Genomic DNA, 17,981 nt, shown 5'->3' on the forward strand with positions numbered 1-17,981 from the left:
CGAGTGGGTCGACTGGTACAACAACCGGCGGATCCACAGTGGCTGTGGAAACATGCCACCCGCCGAGTTTGAATCCCCCTTCTATTTGCAGAACGAAACCGATATAGTCGCCAGAGTCTAAATATCTGGCTCTCTACGGGACCCGGGGCGGTTCAATTTTCTCCATCCCTTGCCTTCCGTAGATGCTTCAGCTACTGCCGTAAACGGGGTCGGCGGGCCAGTCCGATGTCCAAGACCGGCGAGAATCTACTCCCACGAATTTTCGATCAACCCGGAGGCACCCGGGCGAGACTTCTTGGCCTGAATAGACAGAATGGCGGGCATCGCCAGTCGCGATCCTGGCGCCTAGCCGAGCGTCTCACCCAAGCACGGGTACCCGGCATCCACTGTCATTATCACAGGCTGAAGGCAGGTTTTCTCGACCTGCACTTGCGGCGCCGGTGAGTTCGGTACCTGCGTTACCGCAGGAGTCACACTGTAGCACTTCGAACAAGTCTGCTCACCTGCCGGCCAGTGCTTTTCACTGCGAGCGCCGAAAACCTGCTCCATGCGCGCACGTGTGTCGTGGTAGATAGGCGCATATCCAGAAGCGGTGACTTCATTCGAGGGGACGTGGGTTCGAATCAAAGCATCCACCAAAAGTCGGTCTTCAGCGTTAGTCGCTCATAGTTCACCGTCAAGGACGTCCCCATACTTGCTGGTAATGACGTTATGGATCATCCGCTTCCGTCGCCCGGGTGTCGTTCTCGGCGACCGCGCGCCTACTCGATTCCGACGGCATAGTGCCTGGTCAGAGGCTGCTGGCGGTGGCGGGGCGGGTGTCGAGGAGTTCGGCGATGAACTCGGCCAGTTCGGGGCTCATCTCGCCGAACTCCTCGTCGTCCATGTAGCGGGCCCGGTCGCGCAGCATGGACTCGAGCAGTCCGACGGTCGCCCAGGCCGCCTCGTCGCCGCCGGTCCGGAAGTCGGCGAGCAGGCGCAGTTGCCACAGCCGCTCGTCGAAGACGAATTCCGGCTCGGAGAACTGGAGCAGCTTCACCACGGCGTCGCGGGCCCGCACCGCGTCGCCGGCATGCAGGTAGGCCTCGGCGAGGCGGACCGCGGCCTCGATCGCGGTCGGCGGCAGATGATGGTAGGCGGAGGTGGTGGACAGCCACAGCCAGCCGCCCTGCACACCATGGCGGGTCTCCGGCTTCGGCAGCGGACCGCGGACGAGGTCGAGGGCGGACTGCAGGCCGGCGATGAGATCGTCGCCGGCGCGGTCCCAGACGGCGTCGCGGTTCTGGCAGAACAGCTGGTAGTCGGTGATCGCCTCGCGGGACAGCCGCAGCGGCTCCCCCGGGTCGGCGTCGGCGAGGCGCGGGTTGCCACCGCTGTCGGTGCCGGCGAGGGCCCGCGCGCGGGAGACGTGCGCAAACTGCGTCTTGCGGGTCGGCTGTGGCAGCTCCCGGCCGGCAGCATCGATCCGACCCGCCGGCCACAGCGCGTCGATCAGGTCTTGGCGCTGCGCGGCGCCCTCGTGCAGCGCGAGATAGGCCAGGATCTCGGTGGCGGTACGCAGGTGCGACCTGCTGGTGGGCGCCCGGCCGGAACCGTCGACCGCCACCGCGCCCATGAGACGGATGAGCACGGGCGGCGCCGGGACGGGGCCTGCCGCGGCCTGTTCGGCAGGCGGAGACAGCACGGCCTCGGTAGGCGTGGGCTTTGATGCCTCGGTGGGCGGTAGCACCGGGCGGTCGGATGGCATGGCGGCCGGACCTGGCGGCTCCGGAAGCGATGTCCACGCCTCGAAGGGCGCCCCGATCCACTCGGACGCCCCGAACGACTCGTCGCTCGCCGGTTCCGCGTCCCGGGCGTCCGCAGCCGCGTCCTCGTCCTCGTCCTCGTCCTCGCCTTCCGGGTCCGGCTGCGCGAACTCCGGGGGCGACTCGGCCTGCTCCCACGACTCGACCGACTCGACGAACTCCGGATGCCACATGGGCGCCGGATCGGGAGTGAGGACGGTGTGTCCCGCTCTGTCGGAGGCGGTGTCGTGCGGCTCGGTGTCGTGCGGCTCGGTGTCGTGCGGCTCGGTGTCGTAGGGGTCGGTGTCGTAGGGGTCGGTGTCGTAGGGGTCGGTGTCGTAGGGGCCGGTGTGCTGGGACTCCGTGATGGTCCGTTTCGGGACGCACGCCGCCGTGGCCGTGTTGATCGCCTCGGCGACGGCCGAGAACGCCGCCAGGCCGAGACTTCCGGCCACCGGCGCGGGCTCGTCGGCGATGTGCAGCAACCCGTCGTCGTCGACGGTGATGACCATGCCGGGGTCGGGCAGGGCCACGGCGGCGAGGATGCCGATGCCCACGCGGGGGCCAGGCCGGGCCAGTGCGTCGAGACGGTCGGCGAGTTCCGGGTCGTCGGGTGCCTCGGCCAGCAGGAGAAGCTGGGGGTCGGGCCCGGCCCCGTGGAGTCGTGCGGCCAGGATCGACGGCGCTCCGTTGTCGAGCCGGGCCTGCTGGCTGGTGGCCTGGGCGTCGAGCACAGCCAGCGTCATCGCGAGCTCCGCATCGGTCCGGACCCGCACCGCGTCGCCGGCCGGGAGGTTCTCCTCGAAGCCGGCGAGGGTCAGGCGCAGGCAGGTGGCCCACCCGCTGGTGCCGAGCCCTAGCGCGGCGAAACGCAGAACGTCCGCGACCCGGTGGTCAGGGCCCAGCACGCTCGCCGAACGCACCTGCTCCAGGTCGACGAGCACGGCCGTGCGCTCGGAGCTGACGGCCGCGGTGTAGCCGAGGAGGGTCAGACCAGGGTAAGGAGCGATCACCGTCTCGGCGAGGTTGCCGTCGGGGTCGAGCACACTGTGGCCGACAGTACGACCGAGGCGCCAGCAGACTTCGTCGATCCGCGCATACGGCGCAGGCGGGGGCATGGACGGCGGGGTCGCGAAGGTCAGGTCGAGCGCGTCGCCTGTCAGCCGGGCCAGATAAAGGTCGGGCAGGTCGTAACCGTCGCGTTCGGCGGCCGCGGCAAGAGCGAGCAGGGCCAGGTGGAGGAACTGGGCGCCGTCCAGGTCCGCCCCAGCGGTCGCGGCGACCTCGGCCGCCGCGGCCTCCCGCGACGGCAGCGGCGGGACGTCGCCAAGGTCGGCGGTGAGTTGCCGGCGCAGCCGCAGGCGGCGCAGCATCCAGATCAACCCGGCCGCGGTCAGGCCGGCGCCGAGCAGTTCCAGCGGTAGTCGGTACGCGGGCGCCTGGTGCGTCTCGTCGGGGGTATTCGCCTCGGGCCCCACCGGAGCGGCTGCCGGGGCGGATGATCCGCCGGCGGACGGGGTCGGTTGCGCCAGACCGTCACCGGAACCGTCGGTCCGGCCGGTGGCCGGCGCGGAGGACTGGCCCGGAGCAGTGATCGGCGGCGAGGTGATCGGAGCTGGTGGCATCGTCGTCGGCGGTGTGGCCATTGGGGGCGCGACGGGGATCCCCGACGGGCCGACGGTCGTCGTCGACGGACCCCAGGGTGCCGTGGGAAGTGCGGTCGGGCCCTGGCCGGCGGAACGTGGGCTAGCCGATCCCGGAACGGCAGGCTGCGCGGTCGGGGCCTGCGGGGCGGGGGCCTGCGGGGCGGGGGCCTGCGGGGCAGGGGTGGCAGATGGGGATGGCGCGATCAGACCAGGAGCGGCGTCGCCCGGAGAGGGCGGAGATGGCGCCGGGGTGGAGGGCGGTGACGTGCCGGACGGTGCGGCACTCGGCTGGCTGGCCAGACCCGTCGCGTCCGCCGGCATGCGCAGCTTCCAGCCCGGGTTGATGAGGTCGGGGTCAGCGAACGATCGGCCGTCTGGGTGGACGAGCTCCGACCGGTTGAGCTGAAAGATCTCCTGCCAGCGCAGGTGCGGATCCGGGCAGGACGCGGTGGCGGGCAGGTGGCGGCCAGCGATCGCCCACAACGAGTCCCCGTCCCGCACCGGGTAGAACAGATCGTCGGCCGGCGCCGTCGACCGCGTGATCGAGGCGGTAGGCAGGGCCGCGGGCTGCGGGCCTGCGACCGGTGCGCTGACGGTCACAGGGTGCGCGGACAAACCGATGTTGCCCGGCCCGGCGGCCGCCGCCATGCCGGGGGCCGCGGTCACGAGCAACGCGACAGTGGCGATCAACGGCCCGGTGGCGGCCTGCATCCAGCCAAGGCCAGGCAGACGCACAGTGGGACGACGCCGCGCCTGTGCCATGACGTCGAGCAGCGCGCACCCCGCGAAGACCAGCCAGCCCAGCCAGAACAGCACCCGGACAGCGCCCAGCACGACGGTGCCGTCGTCAGGGCTGAGCAGACGGTGGCCCACCTCCGTGGAGGACGGCAGGGAACCCGGAATCGGGGAGCCGAGATAGTGCCAGGCGACAGCGGGAAAGACGACGAGCGGGATCAGCAGTCCGACCAGTGCCGCGAAGCCAATTGCCAGCCGACCTGGCCTCCTCCGACGGCGGGCGCCAACGTCGCGAACGGCTAGGGGAACTGACTGACGCGTCGGCCGACGCGGAGATGGAGGAACAGCGGCCACGACGGCCTCCCTGTCGTCAACGTCTTTCGATCATGTGTGCCACCATGATGAGCGGGTCAGGTGGCCGGAGCGATCCGCCCGGTGGTGCGTCAGCCCGTTCGGTCGCCCGACGTGACAGCACCATTGACGCTCTGGACCTCCTCGACGGGGACCGCGACGTTCCCGGTGACGATGAGGGCGGGCAGCGTCCCTCCCGTGCCGCCGGACCCGGTCCAGACCGCTGCCCATGTCACCGACACGCGCATCGAGTACGAGCCCGGTCGTGTATAGACATGCCAGCAACTCGCGACCTGCTGGTCGGGCGCCGCCGCGGGGTCGTAGGGGACGCCCCCGTCCGGGCACACCACCGGCGCCGAACCGTCTCCCGGATCGAACGTCACCGACCGCACCATATCGGTGACCTGCGCCCACGTCGCTCCGATCGCCACCCGCTTGCTGGCGGTCCGCAACGACGCCTCCGTCACCCAGACATACGTCCGTAGGCCCACCAACGTCGCCTCCGGTTGCCCGGCGTGATAGCGGGGGCGGAAGTCCACGAGGGGAGTGGGTGGACGCAGCTCGTCGTAGGCCTGCTGGGCGAGTTGCCGAGGATCGGTCACGACCTGCTGGGCCGCCGTCGTCCACACCCATGCACCCACGACCGCGGCCGCGCCCACTCCGGGGTTGGCGTTCTCCCCGCAGATCAGGTAGTTCCATCGGCCAGTGGGAGCCGCCCCGGGCGGCGGCCCGCTGGGCGGTTCGGTGCCGGAGAACACATCGGCACTCGCGACGCTCGTGATGGGGCAGCTGTCCTCTGCTGGTCCCTGTTCCCCGGACGATGTGGGGCGCACCGGGGCGGACGAGGCGGCCGGTGTCACCGGCACCGTTCTACGGCGGTTGACGCAGATGTCAAAACCGTTGGGACCGCTAACCGCGCGCTGGCCGTCCGAGCATGTTGTGCTGGCTCGGGCGGGCGGCGGCGCGGCGGCCAACCCGACGGCGAGGACGGCCGCCACCAGGACCGCCGACCACACCTGACGTCGCACGGTCAGCACGTGTTCGGGGCGAAGGTCAGAGTGTCCACGACCCAGGTGCCGCCGCGCAGGACCATCCCCGCGGTGATGCACTGACGAGGGGTGGAGCCGGGCACGACCTCATCGGAGTTGCCCACGAGCAGCGGCCATTTCGACCAGTCCTGAACATCACTCACCCGCGCCGTGTCCCCCTGACGTCGGACCACTCGGGAGTTGATCTGGAATCCGTCCCTGACGACGCGCACCCAGCCCTCGGTCCGGGCCGCCGTCACGGACTCACGCGCATAGGAGAGGGCCTGTCCGGAGGCGTGCCGCGCCAACTCCGGCAAATTCGGATCCCAGTTCGTCTGCGCGTTGATGAAAGCCTGCCAGAACAGCACATAGCCGTCGTTCACCACGTCACCCGTGCTCGTCCGCTCCGGCGACGGCCGCACGGTGGAGGAGTTCGCCGATGCCGTCGGTCCGGTGCCTGGAGACGTCGCTGGCGGAGATTCCGCGCCCGACGCGGAGCACCCCGCGACGAGCACACCACCCAGAAGCACCACGCCGAGCAGGCTCACGCAAACCCGGGATCGACGTGTCGAACGAGGCGGAGAAGGAGGAACGGCGGCCACGGTGGTCTCCCTGTCGTCAACGTCTTCCGGTCATGTGCGTCACCTGCAGATCCACGGTTCAGCCGGCACGGTGGCTCGGCACCCCGGATCCGTTGACCGTCTGGACCTCCTGGACGGGTACCGCGGCATTCGCCGTGACCGTTAGTTCTGGCAGCACACCGCCGGTCTCTCCGGACCCGGTCCACGTCGCCGACCAGGTCACCGTCGCCCGCAGACGAAACGAGCCCCGCGACGACGGATGGCTGTACACGTGCCAGCAATCGTCTTCCTGCTGTTCAGGCGCAAGGCGAGAATCGTAGGGGGTGCCGCCGTTCGCACACGTCACCGGGGCGGAGCCGTCACCGGGATCGAACACCACCGATTTCACCTCGGCGGTCACCTCGGCCCAGTTCGCGCCGGCCTCCGCCCTTCTCGTCATCGCCCTGCGACCACCGTGGTCAACCCACAGAAAAGTCCGAACCCCCACCAGAGTCGCCTCCGGGCCACCCGAATGAAAGCGCGGCCGAAAATCCACAGTCGGATTCGGAGGGTGCAGCTGGCCAAAAGCCTCCTGGGCCAGAACCCCCGGATCCGTCGCAACGCCCCCGGCTGCGCCTACGGGACCTGTCCAAAGCCAGCCACCACCCCCGGTTGGCCCCGGATCAGCCTCCGCGCAGATCCGGAACCGCCATTCACCGGTCGAACCGGATCTCGCCTCCGCCGGCGCGCCGCTCGGTGGACCCGTGCCATGGACGGGATCGTTGTTGTAGAACGTGCAGTGCGGAGTGGGCGGCATCACGCGCTCGGACGGGACCGTCGCCCCCCGGGCCGGAGGAACAGCACGCCGCGGAGATGCCCCGGCGCCCGGCCCGGGTTTCCGCGTGTCCGCGCACACCACATATCCCCCGGGCCCCAGTATCGCGGTTCTGCCATTCGGACAGGTAACGCCAGTCGCCGCAGCGGAGGCCCCCGGAGAGCTGCCAGCCGCCAGGACCGCGGTCGCTGCCGCAGCGAGGATGGCGATCACCAGCACCCCTCGAAGACGCATCAGCAACTACTCTGCGCGAACGTAAGAGTGCTGACCAGCCAGACTCCGTCACGCCGGATGAATCCGGCGGTAATGCACTTCGGTCCGGTGGATCCCGGAACAACCTTACCGGTTTCAACGACCTCCAATGGCCACAGATCCCAGTTCTGTGGATCTACGATCCGCGCGCTTTCGGCGGACCTGTCCACGACTCTGGGGTCAATTCTGTAGCCGGGAATGATATGCCGCCCCCACCCGTTCGCGTCGTAGGCGTCGACCGCATCCTGGGCCCAGGACAAAGCCTGTCCGGTGCTGTTCTGCGCCACAGCCGGCAAGTTCCTGTTGCTCTCCGCCTGGGCATCGATGAATCCCGTCCAGAAGCGCACGTACGTATCTATCACCGGGTCTCCGCTAGTAGCGAACATGGCGGTTCCCGGGGACGGCGTCGACGACGGTCGCGGTGACTCCACCTGCCGCTGCGCAGGCACCGACGGGGAAGGCGCCAGTGCAGTGCCACCGCCGTCCGACGAGCAGCCGGCGACCATCAGCAGGACTGCGACGAGCAGTGAGAAGCTCGTCGCCGCGCCCCGCGAATCCCTCGCGCCGCCTCCCCGCCGTTCCGCATCGCGGCCAGAACCGCTGGGGAACCACAACCGCAACCGTGACCTGCTGTGACGCATTCCCATCCCTTCCCCTTTCATGGCGTACCCAGTTCCCTGGACTCGCCTTGCCGCACCGCGGGCAGTCATCGAGGATCGCTATCGAGAAACAAGGAGAACCGCGACGACCATGCCCAGGGCGACTGCCGGACCGAACGGCACCGGCTCGCCTCCCCGCCGACGACCGAGCAGGAGCATCAGCCCGCCACCGAGAGCGGACAGCACGAACGGCACCACCGCCGCCGCCATCCAGCCCCACCAGCCAGCCCATCCACCGATCCCGCCCAGCAGATACGCCAGGCGCAGATCCCCGGCGCCCATCCCGCCAATGGAAGCCTGGTTCACGCGGTAAACAAGCCGCATCGCCGCTGCGCCGCCGAGTACAGGCAGCAGCCGCGCGGTCTCCTCCTGCAGGTAGGCGGCCAGCCCGAGAAGGATTGCGGTCATCGCCGTGATCGCGCCCACCGCCGCCACCGGCAGGCGCTGGACCCGCAGGTCCACCACCGCGAGCCAGACGCCGCCCTGAACAGCGACCAACAATCCGGCCAGGGCCGGATGCCACCCGATCCGGGTGGCGACGGCCGCCCCGCCTGCCGACGCCGCCGCGAAGATCGCGATCAGCTCCCTGCCAGTGACGCGGCCCGGCGAGACGCCGGATGCCCGCTCGGCGTCGACCACGGGCCGGCGGCGCGGAACACGCCACGCCGCAGGCGCCCCGGCAGCTACGACGCTGCCGCTGAGCAGGGCCGTGCCCACGATGAACGGAACGGAAGTCACCGACATTCGGCTTCCAGAACGAGCACCGTGACCGTGGTGCGCGCGGCCAAGGCGGCAATCGCTCGACACGGCGGTCTCCCACCCTTCATCGGGTGCCCACCACCTGAAGGGATCGTCCGGTCCCGGTCGCGGTCACGGTTCCCACGCCGACCATTCCGAGGAACCGCGTCTTCGTGGTGACGGTGACGGTGACGGTGATCTCGCGCGGTCCGGTGACCTCGATGGTGTAGCGGTCACCGGTGCCGGCGAGGTAGGCGGCGGCCGCCCGCCGGGCGGCGTCCGGGTCGATCGCGAGGGCCTGCCCGGACGTGAAGCCGCGAACGTCGATGGCCTGCGCGGCGGCCCGGGCGGCCTGCTCGGCCTCGTTGTTCGCCTGCCGATGGGCGGCCAGGGCGATCGATCCGTCCACCAGCAGGCCGATCGACGTCATGATCGCGACGACGATCCCGGCGAACATCACCGCCACATAGCCGCCGTCATCGCGACAGCCGCCCCGGGCCGGTGGGCCCACCGGCCGACTCCGTCGAACCATCCTGATCACCGTCCGCGGAACTGGTCGACGGGTGCGCTGAACGACGCGCTGAGGGTGTCCTGACCGGGCAGCGGCAGGCCGGCGAGGTCCTGGAGCGGAACCTGGCAGGCGATCGTGACCCGAACCTGGCCGGGCTGGCCGACGGGGACGGTCAGCCCGGCGGCATCGAGGGTCAGCGTGAAGTGGGGGCATGACCAGGTGGAGTCGGCGAGGCTGCCGGCCGCCGCCGCGCGGGCGGCGGTCTCCGCGGCGGCGGGGCTGCGGGCCAGGGCGGCCGCGCGGGCCGCCTCCCTGGCAGCCTGCTGCACCTGCTCGCGGGCCACGCCATATCGCCCCGCGGCGATGAGCGCGACGATCAGCAGGCCGATGACGGGGATCAGTGCCGCCAGCTCGACCGACGCGTAGCCCCGATCCACCGGCCGCTCGCTCCCCCGGCGCAGCGGCATCACGGAGCGGTATCCGGAACGAACCGTTCGACGGGCCCTTGGACCGCACGATGAATGTGCAGCGTCACGAACGGGAGCAGCCTGGGCGCGGTCCCGTCAACAGTGACCTGGGCGGTCTCGGCTGTGCGGCGAGCGGTCACGGCGGCGCCGGACAGCAGCCACTGACCGCCGGTCTGGGCCAGCAGCTGACGTGCCTCCTGTTCGCCACCGGCGGCGCTGCCGTCGTAGAGGCGAGCCGCCCGCGCCCCTTCGGCGGCCGCGGCCTGGGCGTACTCCTGCGCCTGGTAGTAGGCGACCCCCTGGAAGATCGTCATGATGAGCAGGAGGACGACCGGGAGCAGCGCCGCGGCCTCCGGCGTCAGCATCCCGGCGTCGTCCGGGAACGTGGCCGGCTCTACTTGAACTGGCCCACCTTCCCGCGCACGTAGGAGTAGGAGGCGGCGGCGAGAACGCCGGAGAGCCCGAGTCCGAGCACGGTCAGCGCCGCCTTCTCCGGCGTCGACAGGCCGGCGTCGTCCTGGGCCGCCAGCCGCGCCCGCAGCGCGGACACCGTCACGGCCAGGAAGAGCAGCTGGGCCAACAGCCATCCGGTGGGCCGGCGAATTGCGGCGGAGGCGGATGTCCGTAGTACGGAGAACATGGGATGGATGTCCTTTCCTTTTGCCGACGAAGGCGTTTCGGGTCCGTGGCGGGGCGGTCATCGGATGTTGGCCAGAAGCGGATAACCGAGGAGTAGCACAAAGGTGATCAGAAGAACGACGACAGGGAAGTCCATCCGTTCGCTGCGCTCGTTGGCGCGCGCCTTCTCCTCGGTGAGCTCGGCGGCGAGCAGGGCCTGCTGTTTGGACACGAGAGTGTCGTAGACGGACGCCCCGGCACCGGCGGTACTCATGATTCCGCCGAGATCGGTCAGCTGGGAGACCTGGTAGTCCCGCCCGAGGGCGGCGAGGACCTCCCACGGAGACTGGGTTCCGTAGCGGGCCCGGACGAGGGCCCGGTTGATCAGGGTCAGCGCCCATCCCTGGCCCACCACCGCGGCCCGCTCCAGGCTCTCGGCCGGCCCGCCCGCGGCGGATCGGGCCTGCGCCACCCAGCCGATGTAGATCGCCGCCGCGTGCCGGAACTCGCGCCTGGCATCGGTGGCGGCGTCGCGCACCACCCAGTCGGGCAGCAGGAACAGCATCACCCCCGCCGCGAGCGCCACAACGAGCGGTATGGCGATCGGCAGACTCAGGCCGACAAGACCTGCCGCCGCAGTGACCAGCGTCGGTGCGGCCAGGCCGATCACCGCGAGGACGATCTTCTGGGTGAGCCAGAGCTCCACCGGCCGACCCAGCACCTTCAGATCGTCCAGAGGCGGACGTACCAGCAGACGTAGGCGGGGATGCAGCATGCGCGGCGCGAGCCACCGCCCCACCCGCATCTCCCAGCCCGATGCGGACCCCGGAAGTGTGGGTGAAGCCGGTGTGGACGGGCGCAGCAGGATCGACAGGTCCGGCGTCGACGGACGTACCAGTGCCCGCCCGACCAGCAACAGCCCGGCCCCGAGCAGAAGCGCGAGGAGAAAGACGGCTGGATTGATCATCAAGGTCGCCCCGCCGCCCGGTTCACGACCTGGAGTTCCTGAACGGTCACGCCGAGAACCGTTGTCGTCGACACCATGGGCAGGACGCCGCCCGTTCCCCCGGATCCGGTCCATGTCGCGGCCCACGTCACCGTCGCGCGCAACTGGAACGGCCCGTTGGAGGACGGCCTGGTGAACACATGCCAGCAGTCCGCCGTCTGCTGTTCGTCTGAAAGCGCCGGGTTGTACGGGGTGCCGCCGTTCGGACAGACCGCCGGAGCTGAGCCGTCTCCCGGCTCGAACGACACCGACTGCACGGAAGCGGTCACCTCTGCCCAGTTAGGCCCGGCGCTCGCCCGCCGGCTCGCCGGCTGCAACGAGCCGCGGTCCGCCCACAGGAACGTCCGCAGGCCCACCAGAGTCGACTCCGGTGCCTGCGGGTGAAACCGCGGCCGATAGTCGATAACCGGCGCCGACGGGCGCAGATCCTCAAACGCCTCCTGCGCCAGCACTCCCGGATCGGGCAGCGGCGGAGCCGGAGCCCCAGCGGCCGCACCCATCGGCCCGGTCCACACCCAGGAGCCACCCTCCGCCGCCAGCGCCTCGTTTTTCCCCGCGCACGTCGCGAACACCCACCGCCCCGCCGTGCCCGGCTTCGCTCCCGCCGGCCGGGCCGACGGAGGAACGGTGTTCCTCACGACGTCCACGTCCCAGGTCCTCGGCCTGTCGCACGTGTTCACCGAGCTGCCGTCAGCACCACTTTGGACAGTTCTGCGCTGCTGGCGCTCAGACGTCGCGCTCGGCGGACGCGAGGGCGCCGGCAGGAACCGATAGTTCTTTACGCAAATATGGTAGTCGTTGTCGTGAATGTAGGCATGCTCACCGGCGACACATTGGACCGACGGTCCCCCTTGCGCCGCCTCTGCGCTCGACAGAAATACGAGCTTCACAGACACCGCCGCAGCGACCACTGTCATGACCGCCCGCATGTGGTCAGCACCCGCTTTGAGCGAACGCGATGGTGGTGACCAACCACTTGGTTCCTTGTAGCTTGAGATCGGCGGTGATGCACTGACGAGGCGTGGAGTTAAGCACTGCCTCGCCGGTTTCCCGGACAAGCAACGGCCATAGCGACCAGTCCTGGACGTCACCGACCCGGCCCGTATCACTGGTTCGACTGATCAGTCGATCATTGCTTCTGTATCCATCCCGAACTTCACGCACCCAGCCATTGGCAACATAGGCACGGATCGTCTCCTGCGCCCAGGCGAGTGCCTGACCGGTAGCGTGCTGAGTCATCGGCAGATATTGCGGATCACCAATGGTCTGCGCGTCCAGAAGCCCCGCCCAGAACTGAACATAGGCATCGATGATCGGATCACCGGTGCTCTGGAAGGTCGAGGTGACTGTTGGCGTCGGAGACGACGGGCCCGCTGCATGGGTCGCCGTGGAAGCAGCTGCCGTCGTTGGAGAGGGCTTCGACGAGCCGGCCGATGCACTGGAACATCCTGCGGCAACCGCGATCACCGTCCCGATCAGCAGCACGCGAAGACCTCGCTGGATGGTCCTCATCTCGCGCAGCGTGGTTTCCCGCCGGGCTGGGGCGCCGGACACGGCCACCCGCACCGTGGGCGGGTGCGCTGACACCAGCCGCGCGGACACCGTGGACCCGGCGTCTTCCGGCTCCACCTCGCCAACCGGCGTGTAGATGCTGTTCAACATCTCCACCCAGGTAAGCGCCTGAGCAGGCTGATATCGAGTCATGGGCGATGGTCCGGCTCGATGTAGGCGATCACATTGATCATTTAGGCCGTTTCCTCCCCGCGTGCCGGCACGCCCGAAGCGACCGAGCCTGTCTGGGGCGAGTCGCCCACCCGCTGCGCCGCCGCCGGTCCGCTGGAGGGCGGCAGCAGGCGGGGCTCGGGTGGGGTGCGGGAGAGCGTCCGCATCCACCACAGCGCGGCCAGGAACAACGCGCCGTCCACAATCAGCACGATCTCCCCCGTCAGGGACCGGTACGGGAGGAGGAACTGCCGGCCAAGCAGCATCACCGCAGCGACACTGACCCCGATAATGATCATGACGGTGCGGGCACCGGCCCGCGGCTTGGCCCGGTCCGCCTCCACCTCCCGGCGGGCCCGGACGCGGGCCTCCGTGGACTCCGCGAGAGCGATGAGCGCCTGACGCAGACCAGCGCCGCGGGCGACGTCGGCGGCGAGGATCAGCGCTCCGACGACCTCATCCGCGTCGACGAGGTCGTCGGCGAACGCGCGCAGCGCGTCCGCGGCCGTCCACCGGGCGGTGAGCCGGGCGACGAGCGCGCCCACCTCGGCCGCGATCGGCGGCGGACAGGAACCGAGGCTTGCTTCCATGGCCTGTTCCAGGCCGGCACCGCTGCTCATCAGGTCGGCGATGCGACGCGTCCAGTCCGCGAGTGCCTCCAGCCGGGCGATCGATGCCTCAGCCTCGGCGGCGCCGGAAAGCAGCGTGGGCGTGAGCCAGGCGAGCGCCGCCACCAGCATCGCGGCGGCGGGGATCCGCAGGTAGAGCAGGATGAGAAGCCCCGACCCGCCAGCGATCAGCGCCCGCCGGCCGCGTCGCCAGTCACGAACCCGGCGTTCGGTCACACTCGGCGTGCGTCGCCAGCGCCGCCGCCAGCGGTCGGTGGTGGCGTCCGGGCCAGGACGCCAGGCCGGCACCACCGCAGTGGCGACCACCACCAGGCCGCCCGCGAAACCCGCGGCCAACAGCAGCACCAGCACCGTCATGTCCGCTCCCACAGCCCGCCGGGAAAGCGCTCCAGAATGGTCGGGTCGAGTCCGGCGCCGACGAGTTCGTCAAGGTGGTGAATCGCCGCGCCCAGCACGGCTCGCCCGTCCGGGCGGGCCCGGAAAATGGTGTTCGAGGCGACCCGACCGCCTTCCAGACCCGTCACCTCGGCCACCGAGGTGACGAAGCGGTGCCGGCGCAGCGGGGTGCCGTCCCCGGCGAGCTCGGTACGCAGCGCGATGTGGATGACGAGGTTGAGCCCGGCGGCGGCATGCATGGCGGAGAACTCCACCGGCAGCGCGTAGGGCGGCATCATCGCCAGCGACGGCAGCCGGATCGCGAACACGTCCTCGGCCCGGTTCGCGTGGATGGTGCCCATCGCCCCTCTGGTGCCCGCGCTCATCGCCGTGAGCAGCGCGACGATCTCGTCGCTGCGGGCCTCGCCGAGGATGATGCGCCCGGCGTTCATCCGCAGCGAGTGCACGACGAGCGTGCTCATCGTGATCTCGCCGACGCCTTCGGTGTTGGCCTCCTGGGCTTCCAGGGGAACGACCTGGCCGGGGCGGCCTAATCGTTCGAGGAAGAGCTCGGCCTCCCGTTCGATCACGACGAGTTTCTGCCAGGGCGGAGTCTCGGCGCACAGGCAGCGCAGCATCGTCGTCTTACCGGCGCCCTGCTCGCCGCTGATCAGGATGTTCCAACCGGCGTGGACCGCGGCGCGCAGCACCTCGCGCAGCACCAGGTCGATCGTGCCCAGCTCGACGAGGGTGTCCAGGGTGACGCCCTCGACGAACTGGTGGTTGCGGACCGTCAGGCCGGGGCGCGGGCTTACCCGCATCTGCGCGGTGAGCCGGCTACCGCTGGCGAGCCGGGTCGTCAGCAGCGGCGCCCGGTCGGAGAACTCTCTCGACAGTGGGGCGTAGCGGGCCGCGCGGGCGATCATCTCGACCAGCTCCGGGTCGGAAGCCGCCACCGGGGGCACCCGGGCGAGCCTGCCGCCGCGGTACTCGACGACGACGTCGTCGCAGCCGTACACATCGACGTTGGCGACGTTGGCGATGTCATCGACATAGTTCTGCAGGCGGCCAAGCCCGAAGGCGGCATCAAACACCGCCTTGCGCCAGACCCCCTCCTCCACCGCCGACAGCGGGATCCCGGCCTGGCTGCGCCGCTCGACCAGGTCACGAACGAGCTCGGCGATGTACGCCTGGCCGATCTGGCGCATGTCCGCCACCGACAGCCGGCGACCCTGATCGGCCTCGCCGTACTCGGCCAGGTAGGTCGCCACCAGCTCGCGCATCCGGGTGACCTCCACCCAGTCCGCGGCGCTCAGGTTCGTCGGGCCCGGCGCGGCCGCCACCGAGGGAAGACGGTCCGGGCTTCCCGCGGACGGGGGCTGTTCCCGCGGGACGATTGTGGTGCCGCGCCGACGCGGGGGCTGGGCGGGTTGGGCGTCCCAGCCCCCGAGGACGTAATCCGTGGACCTCATCCCCTCACCCCCGGGATGTGGGCTGTCGAGACGTCCGGGATGAAGGGCACCTGTGGCAGCGCGCAAGTGACCCCAGGCAGGCCCAGGCGCGGCGACACTGGTGGTGAGCCGACCGGCTGCTGCGCGGCCGGCAGCTCCGGTACGCCCGCCATCGGTGCGGGCAGGTACCTCGCCCGGGTCGGCTCCGATGCCTGGCTCGTCACAAGAGCTCGGCTGCGGTCAAGGAGGAGTTCATGCAGACCTCGGGCGAGGCTGGCAGCCGCCCGCCCGAGTGCGGAGCGGGGATAGGAGCGCTCGGCCAGGATCCCCAACCCGCGATCAGCGAGATGGCGGTCATGCGGCAGGCTGCCCACGACCGGCACGCCGAGGAAGTCGGCTATTCGCCCTACCGGATAGGGACCCTCCCCCACGAGGACGGCCGCGAGGTCCGGCCCGGCGGGCGGCGGCGGTAGCGATTCACGTAGCGCCGCGAGCCGCGGCGCCGCGGCCGCGACGTCGCGCAGGGTTGGGCGCAGCACGATCGCCAGTGCGTCCGGCTCGGCGAGCAGCGGCACGGGCGGGGCGAACGAGCCCAGCCGCCCACAGTCAACGATCACATCCACCGGTGGATCGAACCCACCCAGTCCGGTGAGGGCCGAGGCGATCTCCGACCAGGTGTCCCGCAGGGCCGCCACCTGGGCAGGATCGGCCAGGCCGGCCAGCAGGAGCCGATGACCGTCGCTGTCGAGACGCATGGCGTACCGCAGGATCTGCCCAGCCCGCATGCCGTACCGGGCATCGACTGCGGCAGCGAGCAGTCCGCGCCCCTCCGGCTCCCGCACCGCTCCCTCGTACATATCCAGCAGTACGTCGCCGCCGGCCGGATCCGCCTCCACGAGCAGCGTCTGGCGGGCCGCCACCTGCGGCCATGCCCACATGAGTAGGGCTGCGACCGTCGTCGTCCCCGGCGCGTGCTTGGCAGACACCAGACTCAGCAGCACCCGGTCACCCGGACCTGGGCAGCAGAAGCAGGGCGAGATGACCGGCAGCGGCGTCGGCCGCGACCCCTGGGCCGTCGGCCTGATCCAGTAGGAGATCCACCACCACCGAGCCGTCCGCGGATCCGGCTGCCGACGTCACCGTGACCACCTGTGCCCGCCGCGTCGTCGGAGCACCGGTGGCCGGGCTGCTGCTGCTGGCGTCGGCGCTCTCCGCGGGCTGCTGCGAGGTCGAGGTCGTCACCAGCTCCACCCGGTCGCCTCCGTGCAGCGCCCGGCCTGGTAGCTGCCCGGGCTTGAACAGCACACCGGCGACCGTCTGGCCCGTGGCCGGAACCGCGGAACCGCGCAGCGCGTCCGGGGTCAGGTTCATCCCCGGACGAAGGTCCATTGCCGCGACCCGGCCCACCACCTGACCTCGCTGGGACGCGGGGATGGTGATCAGACCGTCCGCGGAAACCTGGGCCACCCGCAGATCCGCATCCGCGATCGTCTGCCCCGCATCGACCGGCCGCGCCACCGCGAGTACCGCTGAACGATGCTGCGCCCGCGTGAACATCACTGTCAGCACGCCCGCGCACAGCAACACCAGGATCAGGCCGAACGCCAGCCGTCCCACCGGTGTCCGACGCCTCGGCGCCGTGGCCAACCGTGGGGACGCGAGCCCCGCGGGCGCAACGCCCCCCGCACCAGCCGGCGTGTAGGTACTGGTCAACAGGAACCCCCTGCTCCGGCTGTCGTTGACGGCTGGCCTCGTCGACGGCCGCCGAGCTGTTCTCCTGCGGGCCAGCCCGGCGGCGGAAGGGCCGCATCAGTGCTCGATCGCAACCGCATTGACCGCACCGCCACGTTTCAGCACCGGCCCTTCACCACGTCATGCCTCCGCCGAAGTCGCAGTAGTCGCAGGTGCTCGTCGGTCGCGGATCTCCATTCTGTCCTGATATCGACACAGAGCGGATCGGATTGTACGCTTTTGCGTCTTTCCGTGCTAGTCCTGTCACGTAGAAGTCGACAGCCGTGTCGCAGGACACATCACTCGCCAGGACATGCGACGGAACAGCACACGATTGCGCCGCTGCGCGACTGCGACGTTCCCACCTGGCCGTCCAGCGCGATCTGAGCCTGCGTTGCCAGAAGCTGGTGGGCCTCGTCGACGGGCGTGATCGAACATCCCAGGACGGCGCGTGGCGGGCTGTCGGCCTGGCTGGCGCTCGCCGAGTGCCTCGACTTGTGGGAGACGTCCGATGTGGTGGGTGCGACGGTCGCGCTGCTCGCCCGTCCGAGCAACCGCATCCTGACCAGCGACCCCGAGGCCCTCACCCGGCTCGATCAGGCGCGTGACGTCCCAGCCATGGTGGTCCGCTGCTGACGCCTACCCCGTCAGGTCCGCGCAGGACGACTCGTCGGGGAGTAGTGGGCGGAAACTGACGCTCCACTGCCTGCCGCCCGAGGTCCACGCGGTCGTGCTCACCGCCGTGCGCGCCGCGGCCAGCAGCGTCGCCGCTTCGTCGCCGCTGGCCGTGACGCAGCCCAGCTCACTACCCGGGCCGACCGGCTTGCCGGGCAGCGGCGGGCCCGGCCAGGGGCGCACGTCCCGGCCGACGTCCGCGCCACAC

Annotated in this window: 17 protein-coding genes and 1 pseudogene; 1 reads left to right on the forward strand and 17 read right to left on the reverse strand. The window is 70.3% G+C overall.

Annotation, left to right across the window (positions count from 1 at the left end; genetic code table 11):
* Positions 1-790: 790 nt before the first annotated feature.
* The 16 genes from MXD58_RS05955 to MXD58_RS06030 all read right to left on the reverse strand — a co-directional run bounded on the left by MXD58_RS05955 (position 791) and on the right by MXD58_RS06030 (position 16,984).
* Positions 791-4,303 carry a LysM peptidoglycan-binding domain-containing protein gene (locus MXD58_RS05955; protein ID WP_248841207.1) on the reverse strand — a complete coding sequence of 1,171 codons (3,513 nt, stop codon included), beginning with the start codon at positions 4,301-4,303 and terminating at the stop codon, positions 791-793.
* A 305-nt stretch (positions 4,304-4,608) separates the two neighbouring features.
* On the reverse strand, positions 4,609-5,544 hold the full coding sequence (locus tag MXD58_RS05960; RefSeq protein ID WP_250609100.1) for a hypothetical protein: 936 nt from the start codon (positions 5,542-5,544) through the stop codon (positions 4,609-4,611).
* Between the two features lie 2 nt (positions 5,545-5,546).
* Positions 5,547-6,092: a xylanase gene (locus tag MXD58_RS05965; RefSeq protein WP_250609101.1), complete on the reverse strand. Its 546-nt coding sequence runs from the start codon at positions 6,090-6,092 to the stop codon at positions 5,547-5,549.
* Positions 6,093-6,204: 112 nt separating this feature from the next.
* A complete protein-coding gene (locus MXD58_RS05970; protein WP_248841210.1) occupies positions 6,205-6,525 on the reverse strand; it encodes a hypothetical protein in 321 nt (106 codons plus the stop codon).
* 1,385 nt (positions 6,526-7,910) lie between these two features.
* Entirely contained in the window at positions 7,911-8,489 is a 579-nt protein-coding gene (locus MXD58_RS05975; protein WP_248841212.1) for an A24 family peptidase, read from the reverse strand.
* Positions 8,490-8,673: 184 nt separating this feature from the next.
* On the reverse strand, positions 8,674-9,099 hold the full coding sequence (locus MXD58_RS05980; protein WP_248841213.1) for a pilus assembly protein TadG-related protein: 426 nt from the start codon (positions 9,097-9,099) through the stop codon (positions 8,674-8,676).
* A 26-nt stretch (positions 9,100-9,125) separates the two neighbouring features.
* Positions 9,126-9,536 (reverse strand): TadE/TadG family type IV pilus assembly protein, encoded by a 411-nt coding sequence (locus tag MXD58_RS05985; protein ID WP_250609102.1) that lies wholly within the window; start codon positions 9,534-9,536, stop codon positions 9,126-9,128.
* A gap of 29 nt (positions 9,537-9,565) precedes the next feature.
* Positions 9,566-9,931 (reverse strand): TadE/TadG family type IV pilus assembly protein, encoded by a 366-nt coding sequence (locus tag MXD58_RS05990; protein WP_248841215.1) that lies wholly within the window; start codon positions 9,929-9,931, stop codon positions 9,566-9,568.
* Between the two features lie 29 nt (positions 9,932-9,960).
* Positions 9,961-10,146 carry a hypothetical protein gene (locus MXD58_RS05995; RefSeq protein ID WP_248841216.1) on the reverse strand — a complete coding sequence of 62 codons (186 nt, stop codon included), beginning with the start codon at positions 10,144-10,146 and terminating at the stop codon, positions 9,961-9,963.
* A gap of 117 nt (positions 10,147-10,263) precedes the next feature.
* Entirely contained in the window at positions 10,264-11,151 is an 888-nt protein-coding gene (locus MXD58_RS06000; protein ID WP_248841217.1) for a hypothetical protein, read from the reverse strand.
* Positions 11,151-12,086 (reverse strand): hypothetical protein, encoded by a 936-nt coding sequence (locus MXD58_RS06005; protein ID WP_250609103.1) that lies wholly within the window; start codon positions 12,084-12,086, stop codon positions 11,151-11,153. Before MXD58_RS06005 ends, MXD58_RS06000 begins: the two co-directional genes overlap by 1 nt.
* 37 nt (positions 12,087-12,123) lie before the next feature.
* Positions 12,124-12,852 (reverse strand): xylanase, encoded by a 729-nt coding sequence (locus tag MXD58_RS06010; RefSeq protein WP_248841219.1) that lies wholly within the window; start codon positions 12,850-12,852, stop codon positions 12,124-12,126.
* Between the two features lie 83 nt (positions 12,853-12,935).
* Positions 12,936-13,898, reverse strand: a complete 963-nt coding sequence (locus tag MXD58_RS06015; protein WP_248841220.1) for a type II secretion system F family protein — start codon at positions 13,896-13,898, stop codon at positions 12,936-12,938.
* The gene (locus MXD58_RS06020) at positions 13,895-15,388 is read right to left on the reverse strand and encodes a TadA family conjugal transfer-associated ATPase (protein ID WP_248841221.1); all 1,494 of its coding nucleotides are present in this window, start codon (positions 15,386-15,388) and stop codon (positions 13,895-13,897) included. Before MXD58_RS06020 ends, MXD58_RS06015 begins: the two co-directional genes overlap by 4 nt.
* On the reverse strand, positions 15,385-16,368 hold the full coding sequence (locus MXD58_RS06025) for a CpaE/TadZ family protein (RefSeq protein WP_248841222.1): 984 nt from the start codon (positions 16,366-16,368) through the stop codon (positions 15,385-15,387). The genes MXD58_RS06020 and MXD58_RS06025 overlap by 4 nt, the downstream gene beginning before the upstream one ends.
* Positions 16,369-16,372: 4 nt before the next feature.
* Positions 16,373-16,984, reverse strand: a complete 612-nt coding sequence (locus tag MXD58_RS06030; RefSeq protein WP_248841223.1) for an SAF domain-containing protein — start codon at positions 16,982-16,984, stop codon at positions 16,373-16,375.
* Positions 16,985-17,524: 540 nt separating this feature from the next.
* Between MXD58_RS06030 and MXD58_RS06035 the strand changes: the two genes are divergently transcribed.
* On the forward strand, positions 17,525-17,734 hold the full coding sequence (locus MXD58_RS06035) for a hypothetical protein (RefSeq protein ID WP_248841224.1): 210 nt from the start codon (positions 17,525-17,527) through the stop codon (positions 17,732-17,734).
* Positions 17,735-17,737: 3 nt separating this feature from the next.
* Here the strand turns inward: MXD58_RS06035 and MXD58_RS06040 are convergent.
* Positions 17,738-17,981, reverse strand: a pseudogene (locus MXD58_RS06040) (cold shock domain-containing protein); the annotation flags it as partial.

Origin of the sequence: Frankia sp. AgKG'84/4 (genome assembly GCF_023242965.2) — a bacterium.
GTDB lineage: Bacteria > Actinomycetota > Actinomycetes > Frankiales > Frankiaceae > Frankia.